Origin of the sequence: Criblamydia sequanensis CRIB-18, assembly GCF_000750955.1 — a bacterium.
Taxonomy (GTDB): Bacteria; Chlamydiota; Chlamydiia; order Chlamydiales; family Criblamydiaceae; genus Criblamydia; species Criblamydia sequanensis.
Map to the genome: position 1 here is coordinate 143,517 of NZ_CCEJ010000009.1, position 26,352 is coordinate 169,868.

Annotated in this window: 18 protein-coding genes; 10 read left to right on the forward strand and 8 right to left on the reverse strand. The window is 38.4% G+C overall.

Annotated elements, in window-relative coordinates:
• Positions 1–5 precede the first annotated feature (5 nt).
• The 4 genes from CSEC_RS09800 to CSEC_RS09815 are packed head-to-tail and all read right to left on the reverse strand — an operon-like array spanning position 6 to position 2,929.
• Positions 6–800, reverse strand: a complete 795-nt coding sequence (locus CSEC_RS09800) for a metal ABC transporter ATP-binding protein (protein WP_041018282.1) — start codon at positions 798–800, stop codon at positions 6–8.
• Positions 793–1,806, reverse strand: a complete 1,014-nt coding sequence (locus CSEC_RS09805; RefSeq protein WP_053331983.1) for a metal ABC transporter solute-binding protein, Zn/Mn family — start codon at positions 1,804–1,806, stop codon at positions 793–795. The genes CSEC_RS09800 and CSEC_RS09805 overlap by 8 nt, the downstream gene beginning before the upstream one ends.
• Positions 1,797–2,096, reverse strand: a complete 300-nt coding sequence (locus CSEC_RS09810) for a DUF971 domain-containing protein (RefSeq protein ID WP_053331984.1) — start codon at positions 2,094–2,096, stop codon at positions 1,797–1,799. The genes CSEC_RS09805 and CSEC_RS09810 overlap by 10 nt, the downstream gene beginning before the upstream one ends.
• 2 nt (positions 2,097–2,098) lie before the next feature.
• On the reverse strand, positions 2,099–2,929 hold the full coding sequence (locus tag CSEC_RS09815; protein ID WP_041018283.1) for an Mrp/NBP35 family ATP-binding protein: 831 nt from the start codon (positions 2,927–2,929) through the stop codon (positions 2,099–2,101).
• Between the two features lie 797 nt (positions 2,930–3,726).
• Here CSEC_RS09815 and CSEC_RS09820 point away from each other — a divergent pair.
• The 5 genes from CSEC_RS09820 (at position 3,727) to recJ (ending at position 14,227) form a co-directional block, all read left to right on the forward strand.
• The gene (locus CSEC_RS09820) at positions 3,727–4,272 is read left to right on the forward strand and encodes a hypothetical protein (RefSeq protein ID WP_053331985.1); all 546 of its coding nucleotides are present in this window, start codon (positions 3,727–3,729) and stop codon (positions 4,270–4,272) included.
• A gap of 114 nt (positions 4,273–4,386) precedes the next feature.
• Positions 4,387–4,926, forward strand: coding sequence for a hypothetical protein (locus CSEC_RS09825; RefSeq protein ID WP_041018284.1), 540 nt, complete (start codon positions 4,387–4,389; stop codon positions 4,924–4,926).
• A gap of 385 nt (positions 4,927–5,311) precedes the next feature.
• Positions 5,312–6,847 carry an NTP/NDP exchange transporter gene (locus CSEC_RS09830; RefSeq protein WP_041018366.1) on the forward strand — a complete coding sequence of 512 codons (1,536 nt, stop codon included), beginning with the start codon at positions 5,312–5,314 and terminating at the stop codon, positions 6,845–6,847.
• Between the two features lie 576 nt (positions 6,848–7,423).
• A complete protein-coding gene (locus CSEC_RS09835) occupies positions 7,424–11,977 on the forward strand; it encodes a protein translocase subunit SecDF (protein ID WP_041018285.1) in 4,554 nt (1,517 codons plus the stop codon).
• Positions 11,978–12,370: 393 nt separating this feature from the next.
• The gene (recJ, locus tag CSEC_RS09840) at positions 12,371–14,227 is read left to right on the forward strand and encodes a single-stranded-DNA-specific exonuclease RecJ (protein WP_079978041.1); all 1,857 of its coding nucleotides are present in this window, start codon (positions 12,371–12,373) and stop codon (positions 14,225–14,227) included.
• Between the two features lie 193 nt (positions 14,228–14,420).
• Here the strand turns inward: recJ and CSEC_RS09845 are convergent, their stop codons facing one another.
• Positions 14,421–14,876, reverse strand: a complete 456-nt coding sequence (locus tag CSEC_RS09845) for a helix-turn-helix domain-containing protein (protein WP_041018286.1) — start codon at positions 14,874–14,876, stop codon at positions 14,421–14,423.
• Positions 14,877–15,285: 409 nt separating this feature from the next.
• Between CSEC_RS09845 and tsp the strand changes: the two genes are divergently transcribed.
• From tsp to CSEC_RS09875, 5 genes are all read left to right on the forward strand, one after another.
• Entirely contained in the window at positions 15,286–17,247 is a 1,962-nt protein-coding gene (gene tsp, locus CSEC_RS09850; RefSeq protein WP_041018287.1) for a tail-specific protease Tsp, read from the forward strand.
• Between the two features lie 123 nt (positions 17,248–17,370).
• A complete protein-coding gene (gltX, locus tag CSEC_RS09855; RefSeq protein ID WP_041018288.1) occupies positions 17,371–18,900 on the forward strand; it encodes a glutamate--tRNA ligase in 1,530 nt (509 codons plus the stop codon).
• A 5-nt stretch (positions 18,901–18,905) separates the two neighbouring features.
• Positions 18,906–19,958, forward strand: coding sequence for a mechanosensitive ion channel family protein (locus CSEC_RS09865; RefSeq protein ID WP_079978037.1), 1,053 nt, complete (start codon positions 18,906–18,908; stop codon positions 19,956–19,958).
• A gap of 34 nt (positions 19,959–19,992) precedes the next feature.
• Positions 19,993–20,616 (forward strand): DedA family protein, encoded by a 624-nt coding sequence (locus tag CSEC_RS09870; protein ID WP_053331986.1) that lies wholly within the window; start codon positions 19,993–19,995, stop codon positions 20,614–20,616.
• Positions 20,617–20,707: 91 nt separating this feature from the next.
• Positions 20,708–21,226, forward strand: coding sequence for a CDP-alcohol phosphatidyltransferase family protein (locus tag CSEC_RS09875; protein WP_053331987.1), 519 nt, complete (start codon positions 20,708–20,710; stop codon positions 21,224–21,226).
• A 401-nt stretch (positions 21,227–21,627) separates the two neighbouring features.
• Here CSEC_RS09875 and CSEC_RS09880 read toward each other — a convergent pair whose 3' ends face one another.
• The 3 genes from CSEC_RS09880 to CSEC_RS09890 form a co-directional block, all read right to left on the reverse strand.
• Complete coding sequence (locus tag CSEC_RS09880) at positions 21,628–23,196, reverse strand: Npt1/Npt2 family nucleotide transporter (RefSeq protein WP_041018291.1); 1,569 nt, start codon at positions 23,194–23,196, stop codon at positions 21,628–21,630.
• A 193-nt stretch (positions 23,197–23,389) separates the two neighbouring features.
• Positions 23,390–24,940, reverse strand: coding sequence for an Npt1/Npt2 family nucleotide transporter (locus CSEC_RS09885; protein WP_041018292.1), 1,551 nt, complete (start codon positions 24,938–24,940; stop codon positions 23,390–23,392).
• Between the two features lie 189 nt (positions 24,941–25,129).
• On the reverse strand, positions 25,130–26,323 hold the full coding sequence (locus CSEC_RS09890; RefSeq protein ID WP_041018293.1) for a phosphoglycerate kinase: 1,194 nt from the start codon (positions 26,321–26,323) through the stop codon (positions 25,130–25,132).
• Between the last annotated feature and the right edge of the window lie 29 nt (positions 26,324–26,352).

Sequence of the window (26,352 nt, forward strand, 5' to 3'; positions counted from 1 at the left end):
GACTGCTATTTAAACCCTTCGAGCTTTGATTCAGACAGCTTATTTGCCTCTTCAAATAAAGAATAACTCTTTCCATAGGCTTGATATAATTTTTCGGTAGTGAAAGTAACATCTGTCGGCCCGGATGCAATAAGCCTGACATTTAAAAGAATAAGCCAATCAAAATAGCTTTTAACCGTATTTAGGTCATGATGGACAATAAAAACGGTCTTTCCTTGATCTCTTAAATCATGGAGCAGGCCCATAATGATTTTTTCACTTGCAATATCAATGCCTGAAAAAGGTTCATCTAGAAAATAGATATCGGCATCCTGAACAAGGGCTCTTGCAAGAAACGCCCTTTGCTGCTGGCCGCCTGAAAGTTGGCTGATCTGTCTTTTTGCAAAAGATTCTATTCCGACAAGCTTTAAATAGTGTTCGCTTGCTGCAAAGTCGGCTTTTTTTGGCCTATTAAAAAGTCCAAGCTTTCCATACCTTCCCATAGTGACAAGCTGCTCGACTGTGACAGGGAAATCCCAATCTACACTCTCTCTTTGGGGAACGTAGGCAATTTTTCGATACGCCTCTTTAAAAGACTCTCCAAAGAACTGGATTTTTCCGGATAAGGGGGTAATGAGGTCGATGACAGCTTTCAAGAAAGTACTTTTACCGGCTCCATTAGGGCCGATAATGCCGACTATTTTAGCTTTAGGTATGGCGAGATTGATATCCCAGAGCGCGACAGTTTTTCCATAGCTTACCGTCAAATTATTAACGACTAATGAAAAATGCTTAAGCTCATCTTCGTTCATTTCATTCATTGCATTTCAAAATGCCTCCCTTTTGAGGAAAGAGATTCGAGGCGATTAACTCGGCATCATATCGAAGCATTTTTAGATAGGAATCGCCTCTTGACCCTTCTTTTCCCATAGCATCGGCATAAAGAGAACAGTTCGCAATGCGAATAACGCCCCCTTTTGCTTCAATGGCTTCGACAATTTTTTTAAGCGAGTTTTGGGAAACATTCGATTCTGGGAAAATCACTTCAATATTATAGGTCCTAAGATGATTAATAATAAAATTAATGTCTTGCAAACTTAACTGGCTATCGGGTGCAAGGCCTTCCGGCGCTTGGAATCTTTTGCTCCATGAACCTGTCTTAACTTCTTCATCTGTAGCAAGATAGGCTCTTGCGAAATAATTAAAAGCGTCATGGCTTGTGACAAGGTATCTCTTTTCTTCCGGGACCTCATGCAAAATGTTTTTCACTGAGAGGTGAAGCTCTTTTAGTTCTTTTTCAAGATTGAAAGATCTCTCTTTATAAAACTCTTTATTAGCCGGATCTTGTTTAGAAAGGGCCTCTGTAATAACAGGAATGGTTTTTGCAAATAAAGAAACGTCCATCCAAATATGAGGGTCCACTTCTTTTCCTAGATATAGGACCTCTTCAGGGTGAGTTTCCTTTAAATAGTCCCCAATCGCATAGGCATTCTTTTTTTCATAAAGCAGCTGCTTTAAACTTGGTCCGTGTTCTAAATTAAGGCCATTAAAAAAAATCAAATCGGCACGGGCAATCTTTTCGTCATCCCCTTTTACCAATTGATAGGAGTGAGGGTCAAGCTCTCCAATAATTAAAGGCAGAGTATCAACCTTATCGCCCCCGATTTCCTTAACGAGATCATGGATCATTCGAGTGGTAGTTAAAATTTTTATTTTACCGTTTGACTCAAACCATTTTTTTAGATCATTCTGGCGGGAATTATTTTGAGCGCAAGAAAACGAACAAATAAGAAGAACAATAAAAGAAAAAGCCCTAATCAAACGCATGCTTTTCCCTCTTTTGCAAGTCCATACAAGAATTCATAGTCATAGATGCCCATAGAGCAGCCTTTAGTAAATTGAATGCGTAACGCATACCTTCCAACGCTTTTTATCTTGGTAGCAGAAGTCTCCTGCCTTATCTTCGTCTCTTGAGATTCAGAGCAAAGAGCGCAAGGGCATTTTTTTTCAAGATCGCTCAAATTGTACTCTCCAATCAGTCCATCTGTCCACTCTATAACGAAATGATGCCTATCTTTTTGCCAGATTTTTTTTAAAAGAGGTTTAAGACTTCCCATAATTACATCTCCTTCCACTCAAGTTCAAAGCTTTTTAAGGCTAAATCGTTTTTATTCAGGATCTCGATTTCTTTAATTAAAGCTTTTCCAATGGACTCAATGGCCGATTTTGCAGGTCCATGAAAACTTGCGTCACATAAACTTTTTCCAAGATCCGAGGCCTTTGAAACCTCCTCGTCTATTGGAATTTCACCAAGCAAAGGGTATCCGCTAGCAAGACTTAAAGATTCCCCCCCTTTTTTTCCAAACGGGTAGCTTTTGACCCCGCTTGCTTCTTCAAAGTAGCTTAAGTTTTCAACGATTCCAAGAATCGGAACCCCCATTTCTTCAAAGGAAAGAAGCGCCTTTTTAACATCTAAAAGAGAAACTGCCTGAGGCGTTGTAATTAAAACGGCACCAAAAAGCGGTATTTTTTGACAAATTGTTAAGGGAATATCGCCTGTGCCAGGAGGAAAATCGATCAAAAGATAATCAAGATCTCCCCAATCGGCATCGTTAATAAATTGAGAGATGATCCCCGTGGCGATAGGAGCTCTTACAATAGCTGCTTTTTCATCGGGTCTAAAATGGGCGAGAGATAAAACCTTTAATCCTAAAGCAAGAGCCGGCATTATTTTGCCATCTTTTTGGAAAGGAAGCTTGTCTTCAGGTAGCATTTTTCGTAAAGAGGGTCCATAAATATCGCCATCGAGAAGCCCAACTTTAAAACCAAGTTTTTTAAGAGCAAACCCGAGCTGAGCCGTTAGAGTGGATTTTCCAACCCCCCCTTTCCCGGCAGCTACGGCAATGTATTTGGTCTTAGGCTCTTTTTTTTCATAGAGAGGCAGCGGCATAACTACTCCAAAAACTTTAATTCAGGTGAGATCTACATCTTCAAGTCAGTCATTCTATAGCGGCAGACGTAAAACAATCAATTTGAATGTTCTTGCTTTTCAGAAGCCTTTCCCCTTCTAAAAAGCACAAGTTTGGCTTCAATTAATTAAAAAGTAATAAAATTTACAAAATAAATAAAAAATCTTAATTCAATATTTAAACATTGAATTAAAAAAGTGAAATTATTAAAATTTTTTAAAACCAAAAAACTTGATTAAGAACGTATAGCTCTTAACTTTTTTGTGATTTGATGAAAAAGTAAAACATCAAAAAAACGGCCTGGTTTGATTTATTATTAATTTGATTGCTTGGGTAAGGAAATTTTCAAACGAATGACTTTTCAGTCGATTTTGTTAGTTGCCTCATGAAATTGAATAATCAAGAAGTAACGTTTTTTTATCACTTGAACATTTTTTCTCAGATTTTATAAAAAACACATTGCAATGTTTTTAATATTATAATATTACCATTGCTCTATAGAGCCTGAATTCCACAATTTGATAGGTTATTAAGTTTGCAAAAAATGAAAAATCAAATAAAAAATTTTGCAAATAAAAAATTCTTTTTTTACAGTTAGAGGGCGGTCTTATTCGCTACCCGATTGTTATTAAAAAAACAATTTGAAAACTTCAAATGGACACCTTTGTAAATTTTTATTTCAAGGCTTCAAAAAAAAATAAGAGTTTGAATTAATCTCGCTCAATAATTTGAGCAAAATGCTTTTTAAGAAAATCTAAACAAAACGAGGTAGGTTAAAATGACACACCATACAGATAAGGAACTCGAAGAAAAGCTTCAGTCATCCATTCAAAAAGCAGTCGTCAAAATCGGTGCGAAAAAAGAAAATGACATTTGTCGCTATCTCCCTATCAATTCAGGTGGTTACATTCATCATTTTACAATGAGAAAAATGAAAACTGAAAATCCAAATGAACTTTTGGTCATGATTGATAAGTACATTTTGAATGTAAATAAGCCAAAAGCTGTTCCGCCAAAACCAAGAGCTGCAAGAGGTTCAAGAAAAATGCGCGGGAATTTCTTTTTTACCAAGCAAGACATGGAAAGACTCCTTAATATGGCTAGAATCGCCGGCGATAAAGAGCTTGTTAAAAAATTAACTCCAAGAGAAGATCTTCGCACAATCAAACGTAAATTAATTTCTTCCATAAGACATGGCCGTATTGAAAGAGACTTATGGGAATCTTACGTAGAAGCTCAAACAAATCAAAATCAGACAACTGCTGCACAACTTACAAAAAGCGATGTGCAAAATGCTTTCGCAGCTGTTGCCGGAAACAAATAATTTCTATAAGAACTAAGAGACAGCTTGCCTGTCTCTTGTTTTTTCTTTATTTCTTTGAATAAATTCCTTATTTAATTTTCTTAAATCTAAATATATTTATGCAAAGAAACTTCTATGAATCAATATGCTCTCGGAATCCTTCTCCCCCAAGAAATCAAAAAATCGATTTTTTTTATTCAGTCCGGCATCCCAAATATTACTTGGTTAAATCCGGAAGATCTTTTTTTTCCTGTACAGTTTTTCGGATTGCTATCTGCTGAAGACCGTTTAGATTTATTATCTTTACTAGACACCTTTTCTTTTCCTTCATTAAATTTGAAATTAGCTAAAATTAAGGTCTCTATCAATAAACATAATTCAGGATTTATCTATTCTGAGATAGAAGCCTCTTCCCTTCCTCTTTTGCAAAAGTTTGCCAAAGACCTAAAAGAACATATAAAACCGCTTAACTTATCTTTTTCTAAAGAAAGAAAAGAATTTCAAACTCTTGTCGGATCTTTTAAAAACACAAACCCTGAATTTCTGTCTTACTATCTGGAAACCAAAAATAGTTTTCTCACCCCTTCCTGGAAAACAGAAATTTACAGTTTTTTAGAAATTCCCTTGAACTCATTTCACATTTCGATTGAAAAAAAATTTTTAAAAACAAGCTAAAGATAAAACTTTCTCACCCGAATATAAAAAAATATTTTTTTAAAAAAAATTAAATAAAACACATTTACTTCAACTAAACTATAAAACAAAAAACTAACATTCCTTAATTTATTAGGTTTAAATAGCATTAACATTGTTACAAAATCATAAGTTGTTGATAATAAAAACTTTGTCTATTTATGGCTCAGAGTAAGCTAAAAAGGCGATTCGAAGTTAGATTTCCTCTTGCTTTTATTCTATATACTGCCTATCTTTTCCCTATCGTTATGAATGCTTCAATAGTTTAATCTGAAAAGGGCTTGCAGTAGATTCAGTGCTTATAAGCCTTCCCTCTCTAAGAAAAGCGTTCGAGCAATTTTCAACAAACACTAAAGGAAACCATATTATGTCAGAAGACGTAAAAGCAGAATTTGGCAAGATTCGCTCATTTTTATGGCCGGTCCATAATTATGAATTGAAAAAGCTATTGCCTATGTTCATTATTTTCTTTTTCATTTCATTTAACTACACTGTTTTGAGAGATACAAAAGACACACTTATTGTCACATCCTCCGGTGCAGAATCTATTCCATTCCTAAAATTTTGGGGAGTTGTTCCTTGCGCTATCCTCTTTATGTTGATATACGCAAAACTTAGCAACGTTCTCAGCAAAGAAAAGCTCTTTTATGTAACTATTACACCTTTTCTCGTATTCTTTGGTTTGTTTGCTCTTGTACTCTACCCTTACCGCGATGTTTTACATCCAAACGAAAGCATGGATTGGCTCCAAGCACATCTTCCGCAAGGGATGTCCGGACTTGTAGCTTGCTTTAGAAACTGGACTTACTCCCTTTTCTACATTCTTTCCGAACTTTGGGGAAGCGCTGTTCTATCTCTTATGTTTTGGGGCTTTGCAAATGACATCATGCGTGTGACTGAAGCAAAACGTTTCTACACACTTCTTGGCCTCGGTGCAAACGTAGCTCTTCTTTTCTCCGGCCAAGCGATTGCGTACTTCTCTGACATCCGTAAATACCTTCCTCCAGATGTCGATGCATGGCAAATCTCACTAAACTACCTGATGTCGATGGTGGTCATAGCAGGCATAGGCGTCATTGCAACTTACTGGTGGATGCAACGAAATGTCTTAACAGACAAACGCTATTTCGATCCTGAAAACATGGAAAAGAAGACAAAAAAACCAAAAGCAAAATTATCCATCATGGAAAGCTTTGCTTACCTTGCAAAATCAAACTATATCCTTTGCATAGCTCTTCTTGTTATAGCTTACGGTATCTGCATTAACCTTGTAGAAGTTACCTGGAAAGGAGAACTTAAAAAGCAATATCCTAACCCGAATGATTACAGCACGTTTATGGGAAGGTTCTCTCAGATGACAGGCTTTGTAACCATTATCATGATGTTTATCGGGGGATGGATTATCCGTAAAAAAGGATGGGGCTTTGCAGCAGCAATCACACCAACTGTCCTCCTTTTAACAGGTATCGGCTTCTTCTCCTTTGTAATTTTCAGCGATTCCCTGCAACACTATATCACTATGCTTGGAACCACGCCTCTTTTCCTAGCTGTAATGTTTGGAACGGCTCAAAATATTATGAGCAAGTCAAGCAAGTACTCTCTTTTTGATCCGACTAAGGAAATGTCATATATCCCGCTTGATCAAGAAGCAAAAGTTAAAGGAAAAGCTGCTATCGATGTGGTCGGCGCAAGGCTTGGAAAATCGGGTGGCTCCCTAATCCAGCAAATTCTCCTTGTAGGATTTGGATCTCTTGCTGCTATCACACCCTATATTGCGATATGCATGATAGCAACCATTATTGTTTGGCTTTTCGCTGTTAAATCCTTAAACAAGCAATTCGTCGAATTAACCGGCGAAAAAGCGCAAACCGGCGCGCAAGAAGCACAGCCTGCAAAAGCGTAAACTTTTTTTGAAAGAGCCAAAGGCCCTTTCTTAGATCCAAAAATCCGCTCTTTGAAAAAAGAAGCGGATTTTTTTATATTTATTTTTGAAAAAATATTTTACCCCCCTCCCCGTCTTTTCAAGGCATTGAAAACAGTTTTTAATTAAAGAAATAACTTCACTATAAATTTAAAAATTATTTTCGCGCCCATTAATAATGGCTAAAATATAAGATTGCAAATCTTCAATCGGTTTACCTTTGTCTATTTTTTATAGACAGAACCTTATCTCATCTGTTATGCTGTCTCAAAGTGAATTTTAGAATTCTTTTTTACCCTTTTCTTATCGAAAAAATCTAGAATTGGACCTGGGATAGAATTCGAAAAAACAGCTTTTTAGATTAATGAAAGAATCCCTAATTTTTTTACAGGCTCTCATTAAGTTTAAAAATGAAATTATTAAATTTTTGCGAAACAAAAAAATGACCGTGACTTAACTTAAAAAACTTTGAACTGAGGGATCATTTTCGCAAAAGTAAAAAGCTCAAAAAAACAAACTTAACATCCCCTTTAAGTAACAAGAAGAAGGACAGCCGTCATGGAAAAACAAAAGCGTTGGCAGCTCTATCTTATCATTGCAGTGATCGCTCTCACGCTCTACAATATTCTTCCAACCATATTTTTTTATACAAAACCTTTAAAATCCCCTGTGGATGAGAGAAGGGCTAATGCAATTTCAGAAAAAATTGTTGGCAGAGTGAACGAGCTAGAAGAAGACTCTATAGAGTGGCTTCAATCTTTTACAAAGCACATCGGAGTGCATCCGAGCTCTATAAAAGTTGATGATAAGGATTCAAGTCTTATCATGGTTCATTTTGAATCGCAAAATGAAGCCAATTTATTTCGAAGATTACTGCCGTCCGCAGGAGCTTTAATTCCATTTGTTCCCTCTCAACTTGAGATTTACGGCGGTTCTGATGAGGATTTAAAATCTGTAATTGTCTTAAGGCAAATCGGTTTCAGATTACAAGATCAAGATATCCCAACCCTTTTCAAGTATTCCACAAAGTATGACAAAAACGGGGCTATTAATTCTTTTTATAGAAACATTGTAAATGATCGCGTAAGCACAATCGCTCTCAGTTTTGGCGGCGAAAGTCAAATGGCAAGACGAATTCAAGAACTTCAGAGCTTAAGCGATGAAGAAGCCATCGAAAGCGCCTCTCAAATCGCAAAAGAAATTATTGATGCAGAGCGAGCTCTTGGCAGAAGCGACCCAATATTTAAACGTTGGTTAAAAAGCTTCGGGCTTACCAATGCGGCCTCATCCAAAGAACTTATCACGGGTTTTATTGCAAAATCAGAACTCTTGCAAGGGGCCCTTTCAAGAAAAGAAGAAACTTTAAACAAAGAGTTGAAACAAGCGATCAAAAATGAAGAACTCATTGATGGCTCCATCGAAGATTCTTTAAAAATTACTGCCAATCAGAAAAAAGCGCTTAATGATGCAAATGAAGTCTTAAAAAGAAATTCGGACCTGTTTGCTCAAAATTTAAAGCCTCTAACAGAGACGGAAATTGACTCTTTGTTAAAAGAAAGCATAAAAGCCTCAAAATTAGATGCAAGACAGATAATCTCATTAAAAAACACTAACCCTTTTGTGGAAGCGCTTATTATTGATTGGAGCAACGATAAAATAAGCTTAGAGTTTTATCCTGACATTCAAAAGATCCGGTCTTCCATTCCTTCTTCTGAAGCTGAAAGCTACGTTAAGGATAAAGTAGGTGATTTGATCATCAATGATATTGCAAGAGCCTCTTCCATATCAGATGAATCCATTCAACCAAGCGGAGACACTTTTGCAGTTTCTACGAGTACCCTTACAAGCCCATATGCCCTTTTGGCACTTGATCTTGGCGCTCTTGCAAACAAAATGGGAGATCAATTTTTAAATCAAATTAAATCAGGCTGGTCTCCAACCCATCCCGATCTTACAGATAAAAATTATCCTATCTCTACTTACGAAGAGTATAAAAAACTATCAAAACAAGATCAGAAGCTAGGCCTTCTTGTTTATGTTCCGTCAGTTTCTCAAAACCGATTGCCTGATCTAAAAAAAGGATCAATCTATATTATAGCTAAGGGGCTTGATTCAATAGCATCAACCTATCGAGATAATAGCAAAGCCGAAAATGCAGAGGCTTTCTCAAAAGATGTTAAACAGCTCACTGATATGCTTAAAAGAAGCGGGTTTATCGGTTATCCGGGATCAAGTCTTGGCGGGGATTCCCCTTTTGCTAAAGACTATATCTTTGAGCTTGAAGACTATTACTCAAATTTAGTTAAGGCTACACGCGAAAACTTTACCGTAAAAGGTTCAAAACGTTACGCCGTTTTAGATTTAACTGATGTTGAACAGCGAATCTTAGCTGAAAATAAAATCGAAGATCGCATGCAAGAAGACCTCTTGAAATGGAAAGATGAGTACCAAGCCTCTCTTGTTTCTCAAAACCCGAACGCAAGGCTGCTTGTGCCTCCGCCAACCGAAAACCCTTACTGGCAAAATTTTAAAATCAGTTTGGCGAAATATTTTAGGGGGGATGATCGAAAAATCCTTAAATGGGGTCTTGACCTTTCAGGTGGAAAAACGGTTCGAATCGGCTTAAAAGACTCAAGCGGTCAAACTGTGACCAATCCGGATGACTTAAAGCAAGCCGTCAATGAGCTTTATACCCGTATTAACAAAATGGGAGTCTCTGAAAGAACCATCCGAATTGAGAACAACAATATTATTCTTGATTTTCCAAGCTCCCAAGGTCTTTCGGCTGCTGAATTGATTAAAGCTTCCGCTATGCATTTTCACATTGTCAATGAGAAATTCTCAACCACCAATCCTGAAATGCGAGAAGCCATTTCTACTTTCTTGCAGCAAGTTTGGAATGAAGCGGTAGTGACGAATAGAAAAGATATTGAAAGCATTAATGAGATCGCATGGAAACACCTTGGCGGCGATGAAATCACAGATACCATTCAACCAAGAGGGGAAAATGCGAAATTCCTTTTTGAAAATGGTCTTAGGCTTGCAAATTTAAGAACGCAACCTTTAAGCCACGCTTTTGATGATACTTTATCTTCTATCGGCATGATTAAAGGAGATGATTTCTCTGATTGGTTCGGTCAAACCAACCCTCTTATGGTTGTGTTCCATAATTACGCACTTGAAGGAGCGAGCTTAACAGATGTTCAAGTCGGCTACGATCCTAAAGACGGTAATGCTCTTTCTTTCCAAGTTAAAGGATCTTATGATAATGCCGAAGGAAATCCAAGAACTGACTTCTATGCTTGGACCTCCCAATTTTCTCAAGACCAGATAAGAGGCACGCCAAAAGCTTCCTATACAAGAGGTGAAGGCTGGAGAATGGCCGTTATCTTAAATGGCCGCATCATCAGCATGCCCTCTTTAAAAGCTGCTCTTCGCGATGGCGGTTCTATTAGCGGAAGGTTTTCTCAAAGAGAGATTGATCAACTTGCAGCTGATTTAAAAGCAGGCTCATTATCCTTTACTCCAAGAATATTGTCCGAGCAAAACGTCAGCCCGGAACTTGGAAAAGAAGAGAGGACAAAAGGAATTTTTGCTTCCATCATTGCTATCTGCCTTGTGGTTGCACTGATGTGCGGCTATTATCGATTTGCCGGACTTGTAGCCTGTATTGCGGTCTTTTTCAATATTCTAATTATGTGGGGAGTGCTCCAAAATTTAGGAGCCGCTTTAACCCTTCCCGGAATTGCGGGTATCGTATTAACTATCGGTATGGCAGTTGATGCAAACGTTCTCGTATTTGAAAGATATAAGGAAGAATATAAAATTTCCGGAAGAGTCGGACCGGCAATCCAAGCCGCCTATAGTAAAGCTTTTAGCGCCATTGTGGACTCAAACGTCACTACAATCATCGCAGCTTTGATCTTGCTTCAATTTGATTCAGGTCCAATCAAAGGATTCGCTGTTACCTTGATAATCGGTATCATCTCGTCCATGTTTACCGCCTTATTTATGACTCGATACTTTTTTACCGGCTGGGTTAAGAGAAATAAAGATAAGCCTTTAAATATGTCTGATTGGATTGGCAAAACCAACTTCAACTTCTTGGCACAAACCAAAAAAGCAGTTATTACAACCTTTATAGTGCTTCTTTTAGGGTCTTATTTCTTTATATCACAAAGAAATAACATCTTCGGAATGGATTTCCTCGGCGGTTATGCGCTGACTGTGGAGCTTAAAGAAGATCCGGCTATCGATTCTTATCGTCTTGATGCAAAAGAAGCTTTAGTAAACGCAGGGTTGCAAAGCAATGAAGTGGATGTAAGACAACTTTCAAGACCTAACCAATTGAAAATAGAATTGAGTACAGCCCTTGAAGAACCGGGTAGAGTTTTCCATGGTATGCCGGAAACAATAGAAAACCCGGGGTCTGCGTATCTCTTCGAGCACAACCCTCGCTTGACTTGGATTGTTGAAGCATTAAATAAGGCAGGCTTAAGCATCCCGGATAGCCAATTAAAACAGTTGGATTCTAACTGGACTGTCATGAGCGGACAATTTTCGGATGCCATGAGAAATAATGCCATTATAGCTCTATTCTTAGCGTTAGTAAGCATCTTAATTTACATCACGCTTCGATTCGAGTTTAAATACGCCATTAGTGCGGTCATCGGCCTTGCGCATGATGTTCTCATTACACTTGGCATTATAGCTTTATTTAATAAGCTCGGATTCCCGGTTCAAATAAACTTGGAAATTGTCGGAGCTATTATGACCATCATCGGCTACTCATTAAACGACACCATTATCATTTTTGACAGAATTCGAGAAGAGCTTAAGCTCCATCGCAAATGGAAATTTGAGGACGTTGTCAACTATGCGTTGAACATCACATTAAGCAGAACGATGATGACCTCAGGTTCTACCTTGCTTGTGCTTTTAGCCTTAGTTCTCTTTGGCGGACAGTCCATATTCGGATTTGCTCTTGTCATGACAATTGGTGTAATTGTCGGAACCCTATCTTCACTATTTATAGCAGCTCCTGTACTGATCTATTTCCATAACCGGGAAGAGCATCAAACAGAAGATAAGTCGGCATTGAAACCGACTTAGACAAGGGAGTTAAATTTTAAGTCTCAAAGTCCCGCCTTTCGGCGGGACTTTGCTTTTAATCCCTTATCCATTTCATAAAATCTTTTCATTTTTCAAATAAAATCTGATTTTCAGATTAGAAATTAGTTAAAAACATAAACCAACAATCAACAAAAGAACAATTTTAATTTTTTTTTATCGATGCTTTGAAAAAGTAATGTTAATACTTCAATCCTAAAAGACGGTCCTGGATAAATCGCATAAATAGATAAAAAATAAGGATAATTATCTTTCTTCTTATAAAGTCAATAGATACAATGCATTCGCTTCCCTGTAGAGGATTGAGAGGACCATCTTACCAATCTATCTCTCCAATATAGAGAAGCCCCGCATAAGATAATGGAGCTAAAAGAAATGCTTTCTTGGTACAATCATGCAGACTCGCCCATCTGGGTCCCTCCTAAAGAGGATCCCGATTTGAAAGAAAGCATCATTAAAGAATTCAAAATCCATCCTGTGACAGCGCAAGTGCTTGTCTCGAGAGGTTTTAACAATATCGAGCAAATCCATAAATATTTGTATGCAAAACTTCCAGATCTTTACGATCCTTACCTCATGGCGCAGATGCCCCAAGCGGTCAAACGCGTTGTAAAAGCCATAGAAAATAAAGAAAATATTCTGATCTATGGCGACAACGATGTCGATGGGATGACAGGAACTGCTCTTTTAGTTGAATTCTTACGATTTTTAGGCGCAAATGTCTTTTTTTATGTCTCAAACCGAGGCACTCTAAGGCAAAGCCTAATTGTCGAAGCCTTGGATTACGCTTTAAGGAATCAGTGCAAGCTTCTTATTACAGTCGATTGCGGAATCACAGCCGCTAATGAAATCGCTAAAGTTGTCGAACATAATGTCGATGTCATTATAACAGATCACCATGTTCCAACCGATACTATCCCCAATTGCATTGCAACGCTCAACCCTAAATTATTGGGCAACACCTATCCAAATGCCGATCTAACAGGAGTTGGAGTCGCTTTTAAGCTTGCGCATGGCATTACCAACACTCTTGTTCAAGAAGGCAAAATCCCTCCCCGAAAAGTCGACCTCAAGCGTTATCTTGATCTTGTAGCTTTAGGCACTATTTCCGATATGGGTTCTCTTCTTGGAGAAAACCGTATTTTGGTCCGCTACGGTCTAATACAACTTTCAAAAGGAAAAAGAGTCGGCTTAAGCAAATTGATCTCCATTTCAGATCCTGATGTGGATTTAAGTGATCTCACCTCTTTTACAATTGCATCTAAAGTGGCCCCAAGACTAAATAGTCTTGGCAGAATCGATGACCCCACGAAAGGAGTCCAACTTCTTCTTATTAGAAACACCGCCATGGCCGAAAAAATGGCTATAGAGCTTGATCTAAACAATATCGAAAGACAAAAAATCGAAAGGGCCGTTTCATTAGATGTTGAAACGATGATCGCTCAAACCCCTAATATGCTTCAGGATAAAGCCATTATACTAGCTTCTGACAAATGGCACCCTGGAGTTATTGCAATAGTTTCAACTAGAATTTCAAAGTATTATCATAGACCGACTGTGATGATTGCGATTGAAAATGGGGTGGGAAAGGGTTCTATCAGATCCATCCCTGAGTTTCCCCTGCTTTCAGTCTTAAAAAACAGCTCGGATATACTTCTTAACTTCGGCGGCCATGATTTTGCAGCCGGATTGACAATAAAACCTGAAAATATAGAAGAGTTTAAATCCCGTTTCATTGAAGAAGCCAATATCACACTAAAAAATCATGATGTGATGACAAAGCTTTACTTAGACGCTGAAATTAATTTTGAAGAACTGACTTTTGATTTCATGGAATCGCTTAAACTGCTTGAGCCTTATGGAAATGAAAACCCGCAACCTATTCTTTTTTGCAAGGCAAAGCAAGCTTGGCCGCCAAAAGTCGTTGGCAGATCTCATTTGAAGCTTTATTTGCAGCAAGGTCCCCGAATGCTTGAAGGAATAGCGTTTGGAAAAGCAGGAGAAAGCCCCAACTTAAGACGAAAAAATTTGAGCCTTTTAGTTTCTTTTATCCCTGTAGTCAACACGCACCTTGGTCAATGCATACAATTGCAAGTTCGAGACTTCAAAGTTTCCAAAGAAGAAGAAGTTCCTCTTGAAGAAAATACTGTTACCTCTATAAAAGCTGCCCCAAAAGGATCCAAAATCCAATCAACTCACGATGGGTTTGTCGATCTTCCGATTGATTTTTAAAAAAATTATTCCAATTACCCTTGCAGCGACTTACAAAAATTAAGAGTGCAAGGGTGGATTCTAACCTATGCACGGCTTAAATAAAAAACCCGCCATAAAGCGGGTTAATAAACACAAAAAAAATAATTTATGAAAATAAGTACTATTTCCAAAAATTATTTTTCTCATTAAACGCGGATTTACCTAAAGCTACTTAGTTAGCAACTTTATTCTTTCTACGCTTCTTAACTAGATAGCCTTTTTTGTATTCGTCGACATCATCTTGGTGTATAACCCAAGCAGCGCCTCTTCGCTCTGCTTTGAGGTACCCGGTACGAGTCGCATAATAAACTTTCTGTGCAGGCACTTTTAAAAGTCGTGCCACTTGATTTACAGAATAATATCCTTTCATATTATCAAACAACAGCTCGCCTTCAAATACCGATTTTGTACGAGAATATTTTTGCTTGCGATAGTCTTCAAGGTCCTCTACGCAAATAGTCCATCTCGTAGACTCTTTGCTGGCCTTTAATTTTTTTAATTTAATGGCGATATAAATCGCTTGGCGCGTCACTTTATTAAGTTTCGCAGCTTCTGTTATCGAAACAAATTTAGCTGACTCTTGAGGTTGTTCAGTCACCAGAGTCTCGTTTTCCTTCTGTTCCGTCATTTGAGAACCTCCTTGTACTTCTTTATTAAGCTTGCAATCCCTTAACTAGGATTCGTGATTACTATTGTCCTTATTTCTAAGGGACTTACTAAAAAATAAATTAGACTAATATCGAAATCAAAAAAGGTTGATATTTTTCAAAATCGAAACAACAATTATACCAAAAAAAGAATTGAAATCAATATTTTTTTGTCAAAATTTTAATTTTTTTATGAGATCTTGTTTACTAAGTGGGGAGAATTGAAAAGACAGTCATTAATTAGTACAAAAATTTATGACTTAAAAGACGAGGCTTACTATTAAAAAAAGGCTCAGTTTTCAAATTCTAATTTTTATTAGGGTTTTTAGGAGTGAAAAAAACTACCCCTATTCCTATAATGAAATTTTAACAACAGCTTTTCGGGATAGTATGATTCTTTTCATTCGTCAAAGCCTCTTCTTGGTCCTTCTTCTAACCCTGCCCTTTTCTCTTTTTTCAAAACTTCCTGACCTGACAGAAAAAAAGGTCACACAAAAAACAAACGAAATTTTAAATTTGCACGCTCATTATAAGAAGCTCACCCCGGAGCTTATGAAACGCATATTAAACAATTTCCTAGAAGAACTTGACCCGACTAAAACTTATTTTATCGAATCTGACATACAGGAGTGGCAAGACCCAAGCGATGAAAAGCTAAATGCCATGATTGCCAATTTCAATGCAGGGAATTTTTCAAATTTCGACAATATATTTAAAACTATGATTGCTGCGGTTGAAAGGCGTCATTCCATAGATAAAGAGATTGACTACTCAAAACTGCCTCAGAATGTCAAAACCGACGAGTTTAAAGACATGCAATGGGTCAAGACAATCGACGGGCTGAAAGATAGGCTTGTTCGGATACGTGCCCTACAAGCAGATACAGCTTCCAGATTAAACGAGGAGTTGAAGGATAAATCCCTTCAAAGAATCGTTAAAAGACAGATTAAATATGAAGATGAGATTCTCAATCCGGATACCGTGGAAAGACAAAAGTTTATCCTAACTAAAGTGCTGAAGGCCGTGACCTCCTCTCTTGACACCCACACCTCTTACTTTACCCCGGAAGAAGCCAAGCAGTTTATGATTAATGTACAGCAAAGGCTCTATGGAATTGGCGCTCAGCTTAGGGATGATCTAAACGGCTTCACAGTAACTAAAATTGTCGAAGGGGGACCTGCCGCTGTTGAAAAAGCCCTTAAGGTTAAAGATAGGATTATCGCAGTCGATGGCGAACCTGTTGTCGGGATGGATATCATCGATGCGGTAGAATTAATTAGAGGGGAAGAAAATACTCCTGTTATTTTAACGGTGATTCGTGAAACGGGGGATGCCGAGCCTAAAAAAGAAGAAAAGGTTGACATCACAATTTATAGAGGACAGGTAGTCCTTAAAGAAGCTCGCTTTGAATCTTCCTACGAGCCTTTTGGGGATGATGTCATTGCGAACTTAAAGCTTCACACCTTCTATCAAGATGCCGACAGCTCTTCCGCGATTGACCTTGCGAAAGAGCTTGAAAAAATTAGCCAGGATAGGAAGGTCAAAGGAGTTATTTTAGACCTCCGCTATAATTCAGGGGGGCTTCTCACCCAAGCCGTTTCTGTAGCGGGTCTTTTTATATCAAAAGGTGTTGTCGTTTCGATTAAAGATAATAGCGGGTTTATTCAACATCTTAGAGATATTGACGGCAAAAAAATCTGGGACGGCCCCTTAATTGTTCTTGTTAACCGGGTAAGCGCTTCGGCCTCAGAAATTGTTGCCCAAACGCTCCAGGACTATGGAATCGCTCTTATTGTCGGTGACGACCATACCTACGGGAAAGGCTCTTTCCAGACCTTTACTTTAAATGCCCAATCAGAGGTTGTAAACCCAGAAGGGGAATACAAGGTGACAAGAGGCCGTTATTATACCGTCTCAGGAAAAACTCCCCAGTTGACAGGCGTGCAGTCAGACATTGTTTTGCCGGGCCCTCTATCAGAATCGGAGCTTGGAGAACAATATTCGAAATACCCCCTTGAAAGTGATTCTATAAAACCCAATTTTGATGATGATTTAAGCGATATCCCTCCTTTCCAACGCGAGCGCATCCGCTTTCTTTACAAATTCGATCTTCAAAAAAAGCTGAATATGTATGAAAAGTATCTCCCCCAACTAAGAGCTAATGCCGAATACCGCATGAAGCATAATAAAAATTACCAATCCTTCCTTAAAGAGCTGCAAAAAGTTAAGGACCATGTAGAGGGTGAGGAAGAAGAGCAATTCGGTCAGAATGACCTTCAGTTGACTGAAGCTTTAAACGTCATGAAGGATCTCTTATTTATGATGGAAGAGCCAAAGCCTGCCTCTAAGTAATTCTCCTTGAAATCTAAGGCGGAATATTAGAAAATTTCTTTTCGAATTGGGTCATTGTCATAAAAAAAACACCCCTTTCCAATGACCCTTTTTAAAAATATTTCTTTTAGCAAGGATTAATCCATGTCGGAAAATTCAGTTCGGGTACGCATTGCCCCTTCACCCACAGGCGACCCTCATGTAGGCACAGCTTATATGGCCCTTTTTAATTTAATTTTTGCAAGACATCACAACGGAAAGTTTATCCTACGCATTGAAGACACAGATCAAACAAGAAGCCGCCCTGAGTATGAAAAGAATATTTATGACTCTCTAAAATGGTGCAAACTCTCTTGGGATGAAGGACCTGATTGCGGAGGTCCTTATGGCCCCTATAGGCAGTCCGAAAGAACGGAAATTTATCAAAAATACGCCTATGAACTCTTAGAAACAGGCGGCGCTTACAAATGTTTTTGCACCCAAGAAGACTTGCAGGAAATGAGGGAAGTCTTAAAAGCTCAAGGAGGAAAACTAGGTTACGACAGACGCTGCCGTAATTTAAGTCCTGATGAGATTAAAGCTAATGAGGACCTTGGAAAACCTTTCGTTATTCGCTTAAAAGTGCCTTTAACAGGCGATTGCGTCTATCAAGATGCCATTAAAGGAAGAATTTCTAACCCTTGGGCAGATGTTGATGATCAGGTTCTCTTAAAATCCGATGGGTTTCCAACTTATCATCTTGCGAATGTCGTCGATGACCATTTAATGAAAATCACACACGTTATCCGAGGCGATGAGTGGATGAGCTCAACTCCAAAACATATCCTTCTTTATGAGCATTTCGGATGGAAAGCCCCTGAATTTATGCATATGCCGCTCCTTCTTGGCATTGACGGGAAAAAATTATCAAAGAGAAAGAACCCGACCTCTATATTCTTTTATCGAGATTCAGGGTTTCTCCCCGAGGCTTTTATGAATTTTCTAACTCTAATGGGCTATAGCATGCCGGGAGATAGAGAAATTTATTCTTTGGATGAGATTATCAAAGAATTCGACAAAAACAGAATCGGTGTTTCAGGCGCGGTTTTTGATATAAGCAAGCTTGAGTGGTTAAACCAGCAATACCTAATCAAGAATATCCCTGAAGAAGACCTCTGGAAACGTATTCAGGAGTGGTCCTTTAATGAAACTTTTATGAAGAAGCTCATGCCGCTTATTCACACAAGGATCAAAACCTTTAGTGAATTTATGGAACTCTGCGACTTCTTTTTTGTCTCCCATCTAAAGCTTTCACCGGATCTTTTTACCATAAGAGAAGGAAATAGCGAATTATCAGCTGCTCTTTTGCAAGCCATGATTTGGAAACTTGACGAACTAGAAAATTGGGGGAGCGCAGGCGTTAATCAAGCGTCTCATTTTCTAGCTGAAAAATTCCAGGTCCATCATAAAAAAAGCATGATGAAACTTCTTTATGGCGCCGTTATGGGCAAGCCTCAAGGCCCCCCTCTTTTTGACTCGTCAGAAATTTTAGGAAAAGACAGGTTAAGGGCAAGACTTTTAAAAGCTATAGAATTTTTGGGCGGAATTTCCAACAAAAAAATGGCGCTTTTAAAAAAATGCTGGGATCAGAATAACCTTGAGCCCTTTTTAAGCGATGTAAAGTCAGCTAAGTAATTCTTATGAGCACACTAATAGCTATCAAATATGCGATTCTAGTTTTAGTTTTAGTCTTAACGTTGTTTTTCATACGAGGCTTCACTAAAAACTTAAGAAGGCGGGCCGACTCAAGGCCCGGCATTTTTCTAAAGAGCTTTAGTCTTGCACTGGATAAGATGGCGCCGATTTCCATTTTGCTATTGTGCCTCTCTATTTTTTTAGATGATTTAAGAAGCACCTACCCTCAGTTTTTTTCATTCGCCCCTTTAAGTTTTACTTCAATTACAGCCCTTATACTTCTTGGTTTCTTTTTTCAAAAATTTAAAAAAAATGCCCTTTCCCTTTTTTTTACAAAAAGCCGCAAAGGTCAAACATCCTACCCGATTACACGAGTTGACACCCTTAGCAAGCTTATCTCGATCGGATTTTATTTTGTTCTCGCATTATTTCTCTTAGATGCTTTTGGATATAGCGCCAACACCCTTTTAACCATCGGGGGAGTTGGTGCCGCCTTTATCGGATTTGCCATAAAAGACTTTGCCGCAAACTTTTTTGGAGGCATCGTCATTTATCTGACACAACCTTTTGGAGTGGGTGATCAAATTATTATAAAGCAAAAAGAGGTAAAAGGCGAAGTCCAAGAAATCGGCTGGTATTTAACCCTTGTGATAGATGAAGAAAAGCAGCCCTTGCATATCCCGAATTCCCTTTTCTCAAATAGCATTGTCGTAACGCCTTCAAGAAGAAGCCATCGTTTAATTAAAGAAGTCCTCTATATTCCTCATTCCTATTTCGGCATCACTTACTCTTTGATTGAAGAAATCAATTCTCTGCTTAAGACCTTTGATAAGATTGACCCAAATCTTCGGCATGAAGCTTTCTTTTCAGGGTGCGAGCCGACTTCTTGCAAAATTGAAATCATGGCCTATACAGAAGTAGCCTCTCTTCAAGAATACCATTCCATTAAGCAACACCTTCTAAAAGCCACTTTTGACATCATAGAGAAACAAGGCGCGAAGTTAAGCGAACCAACCTTAAAAGTTTCCTTCGATTCTCCAATTAATTTTAATAAATAACTTTCAAACCTTTAGCCAAAGGCTCTTCTTAATAATGTTTAATGAACTAATTTCGAATTTGTCCTTTTGGCTGCCTTACATTCCCTACATCTTTTTTGCTCTTTTACTCTTAGCGGGTATTAATATTCCGATAAGCGAGGACATCATTTTGCTTACAGGCGGAATGATTGCTAATCGTTATATGCCTGAGCAAACTTACTGGCTCTATGGCTGGCTTTTCGCCGGATGCTTAATATCCGGATGGGAGGCTTACGGAATAGGGAGGTATTTCGGCCCTAAATTATTTGATTATAGATTTTCAAAGCATATTGTGACACCGCTTAGAGTCGAATCTTTGGGGCGGCTTTTTCATCGCTTCGGTATTTTTACATTTTTAATTGGAAGATTTATCCCGGGCGGGGTAAGAAATGCTTTGTTTATGTCCTCAGGACTTTGCAGAATGCCTTTCTCATTATTTCTTATAAGGGATGGGGTAGCTTGTCTTCTTTCAACTTCTGTTACATTTTCGCTTGGATACATTTTCGCGGGAAATTATGAAGCTATTATTTCATTTTTTAAAACGTATAATAACATTGTAATCTTAACAATTTTATTTTTGATAATAGCGTTTGTACTATATCGATTTATAAAGAAAAAAAATCATCAGATCTCTAAATAGTAATTTAAGGAAAGTGCATTTAGAGTTAATATTATTTGCAAAAGCTTAAGAGAATTTCTCCAAAACAACAAAAGCCTGATTTAATTTATCGATGCTGACCATTCCAAATTTAATATCGCTTTTACGGCTTCCCCTCGCAATCCTATTTGTATTCAGCGGAAGTTTTTTTAGAGCTGTAGTCCTTATCCTAGCTGCTTTCTCTGATTTTCTAGACGGTTTTATCGCGAGGCGCTATTCCACTACGAGCCGCTATGGGACTTTAATTGACCCGGTCATGGATAAATTATTTGTGATCATTGTTTTAGCAACACTCATACAAGAATCCTCTCTTGAACCTTGGGAAATAGCAAGCTTGCTTTGTAGAGATATTTCGGTATTTATTTTTGGGATTTACCTTATTTTGACAGGAAAGCTTGAAAGTTATCGATTAAGATCAATTTGGTCGGGAAAAGTGACAACCGCCCTTCAATTTGTTGTCTTATTCTTGATGACTCTTGGAATTACCCCCTCTCCTTTTGTCTTTAGCATCTTTATTTTGCTTGGGCTAGCCGCTCTTTTTGAGCTCTACCTGACAAGCCGCTTTGAGATGCGTCAAGATGAAATCTCATAAATAGAAAAGACGCTTTATATAATCGCTTAACCTGGAAACATCGACCCCTCACCTTTAGGCAAAAGATTCAAATATTTTAGAAACAACATCTTCTTGCGTCAAATTTTGATTAGAAAGAAAGACTAAGGAGGCATTGAATCCCTGATTACCTCCCCTAATCCGTTAAGCAAGCGCTACAGTTAAGCTTATAGAAACAATTTTACTATGATTGTAAGCAAGATGCCACGCAGTATAAAAGCCAAGATAAATAAAACCGTTTTCTATCTAAAAACCGTTCTATTTATCTTGGCTTTTTTGAAAGAGTGATACTCCCCAATAAGTTAGTCGCTTGATGCTTCATTTTACACATTTGATTTGCTAAATGTGTCCTTTCTCCATCAAAGCGTCAGTTCGATCTCTATTTAAGCATTTGCAACAGCGGGAGGCTTTTCTTCTTTAGCCCCTTCACTGATAAGATCAGTTTTCTCACCGCTTACTTTCTCAGCAAACATACGGCCAAGAGCCTTCACAGCAACAATCCAACCGGTAATAGAGCCCATAATGATGACGGCTACATAAGGAGCGCTAGAAGAAAGGCTTCCAAAGACGAGGAGAAGACCTTGATGGAGCAATGAACCCCCTGATTTTCCAAGCCTTGAACCAATGCCATCGATCGCAGCCTTCCCTTTCAACTTGCTCTCATGGCTTAGCGGAATAAAGGTAATTTCTTTAGTCGCATCAAAAACTGAGTACTTCATGGCTTTACTCAAGCAGTTTTGCGCAGCTCCAAAATAGACGGCAATTGCAAGAGGGGTAAGGCCTGTCATTAACACCGCGTAGTCTGCTAAATGTTCTTGGAAGATCATAAAGGTGAAAAACCCGCCGCAAGTGATCAGCATCATAACGGGAGTGATAAGGGCTGTTTTTGTCCAACCAAACCTGGCTATGATCTGCGCCATAAAAATAGAGACCATTGTGGAGACAATACCCATAATTGAAGTTAAGTTATTAAGAAACTGGTTTACTTCTGTCGGGGATTTAAATTGAGCTCTCAGCCTGTCTTTCCAGACCACTTCAGCCAAGTTTATTGTCAGGTTATAAGCTACGACTAAGACAGCGATGCAAATAAGATACTTAGAGTTGGAAAGGTAAGAGAAGCTGTCCTTAATAGAGGATTTTCTTTTTGACTTTTTTAACTCTAATTTGGATTTATGAAATTCATCAAAGGAAGGGTCATTTAAGACATTTTTATTCATCCAGCGAAACATGGCCATAATAGCGATGCTTGTAACCGTGATAACAAGAACTAGAACCATCATGGTCTGTTCCCAGCTGCTTGATCCAAATGGAATTGAAGGGTTGAATTCATCCCCAAGAGATACAAAGTTTGCAGCTTGCCCCGCAGCTATGGCCGCAAGGTTTGAGAAAATGCTAAAAACACTATAAAAACGCCTCGCCACCTGAATTTTAGTCACTTCATTGGCAAATCCCCAGAAGAGAACAGACATCACAATTGTTGTCCAAAGCTCGCAAAGGACATAAAATAAAGTAAAAGTCCAGTGGCATAGCATGGAAACAAGCCCTTTGAAGCCTGCAGGAAGAATTCCTTGAAGCGTATCTGCAAGACCGTGAGGGTGAAGAGTCTCCCTTAGCGGGTAGAGAACAAAAGCGAAAAGAAGGTATCCGCAAGAAAAAACTGAAATAATGATATAAAAGACTTTTTCTTGACTAAAGCGATTGCTAAGTTTAGTGAAGACGAGAGTAGAAATGATAGCGGCCGGCAGCATGACCCAAAGTTTAATAAAGGGGATAACCTCGGCTCCTGAAGCTGTAATGACAATCGAATCTTTTAAGCTTCTAAGAATGCTGTAGTTAAAACATACAAAAAAAAGAATGAACACCATAGGTAGAAGCATGCGAAGTTCATGGCGATAAATAGGCCAGATAAAAGAACGCAACTTGCTAAATTCCCTATCAACTGATTGGTTCATGAGAAACCTTTTTTACAATAAATAAATTATAAACTTTTCAAAAAATTTTTTCAACAAAATCTTTATAAATTTTTGTTAAAAAAGTAAGGTTAATAAGCTAAAAACATTAAATATAGTTTACTAAAAATAAAAAAGATAGCCCTCTTTCGAAGGCTACCCGTAAAAATCAAATAAACTAGCTATACGCTCTCTTTTAAGCGGTCTGCTCTTTGGGTTGTTTCAAAGCTCCCCTTTCTCCGGATCCGGTCAATAGAGCAAATTCTTTACCTAAAAGGTAGGTTGCCCCTCCCCAGATAGCGATTACTATAAAAAGGAACACGCTAACAATCGGCGCACTTGCAGTAATGGTTGAAAAAAGAATCAAGAGAGTTTGATAAATCACAGAACCCCCTGATTTTCCAAGTCTTGAACAAAGCCCATCCACAACCGCTTTGCCCTTAATTTTACTTTCCGCACTTAAAGGAACAAAGGCCATTTCTCGAGTGGCGTCAAAAACAGTGTATTTTGCCCCCCGGCTTAAAATATTTTGCATGGAACCAAAGAAAACTACAAGCGCCAAAGGAGAGAATCCCATTCCAATTAAAGTGGCAGGGCTGAATTCTTTGAGAAAAAAACTTCCGAAAAATCCAATGCTTGAAATAAAGAGGATAACCGGAGTTAGAAGCGCTGTAAAGGACCACCCTAGCTTTCTAATTGAATTGCCTGAGATAAAAAGGGCTGTAAATGTAGCAATCGCACCGATAATTGTAGACACATGGTTCATGTAAAGATTGTAGTCTTTAGGATCTGGAAAAAGCGCATGAACTTCATGTTTCCATAAAACTTCCACAAAATTGATGACGATATTGTAGGCGATGACAATCAAAGCAATATAGACTAAATAACTTGAGTTCCAGAGGTATCGAATGCTTGCTCTCATAGAGATTTTTCCGCGCACCTTGACATCTTGCCCGAGCATTCCGGGTTCTGCAAAGAGCGGGTCTGTGAGGACTTGTTTGTTAAACCAGCGAAAGAGCAGCATCGCGAGAATCCCTGAAAGAATTACTAAGCCTACAAGGATCATCATTGACTGTTCCCAGGCATCCTTGCCGAAAGGCAAATTAGGGTTGTATTCTTGGCTGCATATAATAACGGAAGCGTAGCCTGCCACAACACCCGAGAAATTTGCCCCGACTCCAAAAAGACCGTAGAATCTTGCCGCCTCCCCAAGTCTTGTGACTTGATTGGCAAATCCCCAAAAGAGCATCGATAAAATAATATTGCTCCAAAGTTCGCTCATCACATAAAAAGTCGTGCAAGTCCAATTGCGGTACATCGCGATGAAACCTTTTAAACCAAGCGGTAAAATTGCTTGGAGTTGATCGGCCGTCTGATTGGGATGGAGGGAATCTTTAGCGGGATAGATGATAAAGGTAAAAATGAAATAGTAAGCCAGGAAGAGACTCATCATAATATAAAACACGTATTCGAGTTTCATTTTATTTGAGAGTCTTGTAAATAAGAATGTGATTAAAATAGAAGCCGGGAACATAACCCAGACTTTGATAAAAGGGATGACTTCAGCCCCTGAAGACTTGGCCGTAACTACAACGGCGTCTTTCATTGTCCTTAAAACATTGTAATCGAAAGTAATTAGAAAGAAGATGGCGAGTAGTGGAATGAGTTTACGCAACTCATAATTATGGATTGGCCATAAAAAACTGCGCCATTTACCGAATTCTTGGGCAGTTTCGGTAGCTTTCATTGGCGGCACTCCTTGCGCTTGTGTACGCGCGTCTTCATTTTTAAAGACATTGACCAAATCCTTGAAGATCTTCTTCAAGACAATCCTTTTTAAAAGGAATTATTTACTTTTGTGAGAAAGATTTTATCTTTTTTCATTTTTAATCACAATAGCTTTCTTTACTGCCTCTTTAAAAAGAAAAAGTTTTTTTTATTTTTTTAAAGCCTCCAATCCGGGTAAGGTTCCTTTCTCTATAAATTCAAGCGATGCGCCGCCGCCTGTAGACATATGAGTGATTTTAGACCCCAATTTAAAGGAGTTGATAGCGGCAATCGTATCTCCACCACCTACAATAGACAGTTTTGCAGATTCAATAACCGCCTTTGCGATTTCAAAAGTGCCAAGTGAAAAGGACGCAATTTCAAAAATACCAAAAGGTCCGTTCCAAAAAATAGTTTTTGCGCGTGAAATTAATGAAGTAAAATGTTGAATGGTTTTAGGCCCGATATCAACCCCCATCATTCCATCCGGTATCCCAACGGAATTAGGAGCGACTTTTTTTTGAGCATCGTTTGATAGATGATCGACAATAATGCTATCTTCGGGAAGATAAATAGGTACGTTTTTTGCTTTCGCTTCTTCTAAAGTTCTCCTCGCTTCCTCAAGAAGATCCTCTTCACAAATCGAAGATCCGATTTTAACTCCATAGGCTTTTAAAAAAGTATAAGCCATACCCCCGCCGATGATGATGCCATCCACATGGGAGAGAAGAGATTTTATAACGCCAAGCTTGCTTGAAACTTTTGCACCCCCGATTAGAGCAAGATAAGGTCTCTCCGGATTTTTTAAAGCCTTTTCAAGAAAGGAGACTTCTTTTTCCAGAAGAAAACCGGCTGCCTTTTTTTTATAAAGCCCGGCTAAAGGAACAATGGAAGCATGAGGTCTATGGGAAGACCCAAAAGCATCATTCACGTAAATATCGCCAAGCTCGGCCAATTTCTTTGCAAACCCGGGATCTTTTTCCGGCTTTTCCTCACCTTCATGAAAACGTAGATTCTCAAGCAAAAGGACTTCTTTGGGCTTTAAATTTTTAGCTGCATTAAGGGCTTCATCGCTTACGCAATCATCAATAAAGCGAACCTTTCTTTTTATCAGCTTTTCCAAATCTTTGGCGCAAGGCTTTAAGGATAATTTAGAGTCCTTTCCTTTCGGGCGCCCCATATGGCTTAATAAAATAAGGGAGCCTCCTTCATTAAGGACATGCTCAATTGAAGGCAAAGTCTCCTGAATCCTTGTATCGTCAAGAATATTTCCGGAATCATCAAGCGGAACATTAAAATCCACTCTCATGACCACTTTTTTTCCTCTAACATTCACATCTTCAAGGTTTAAAATTCCATCCATTTACGTTTATTCCCCTTAAAAAATTTGTT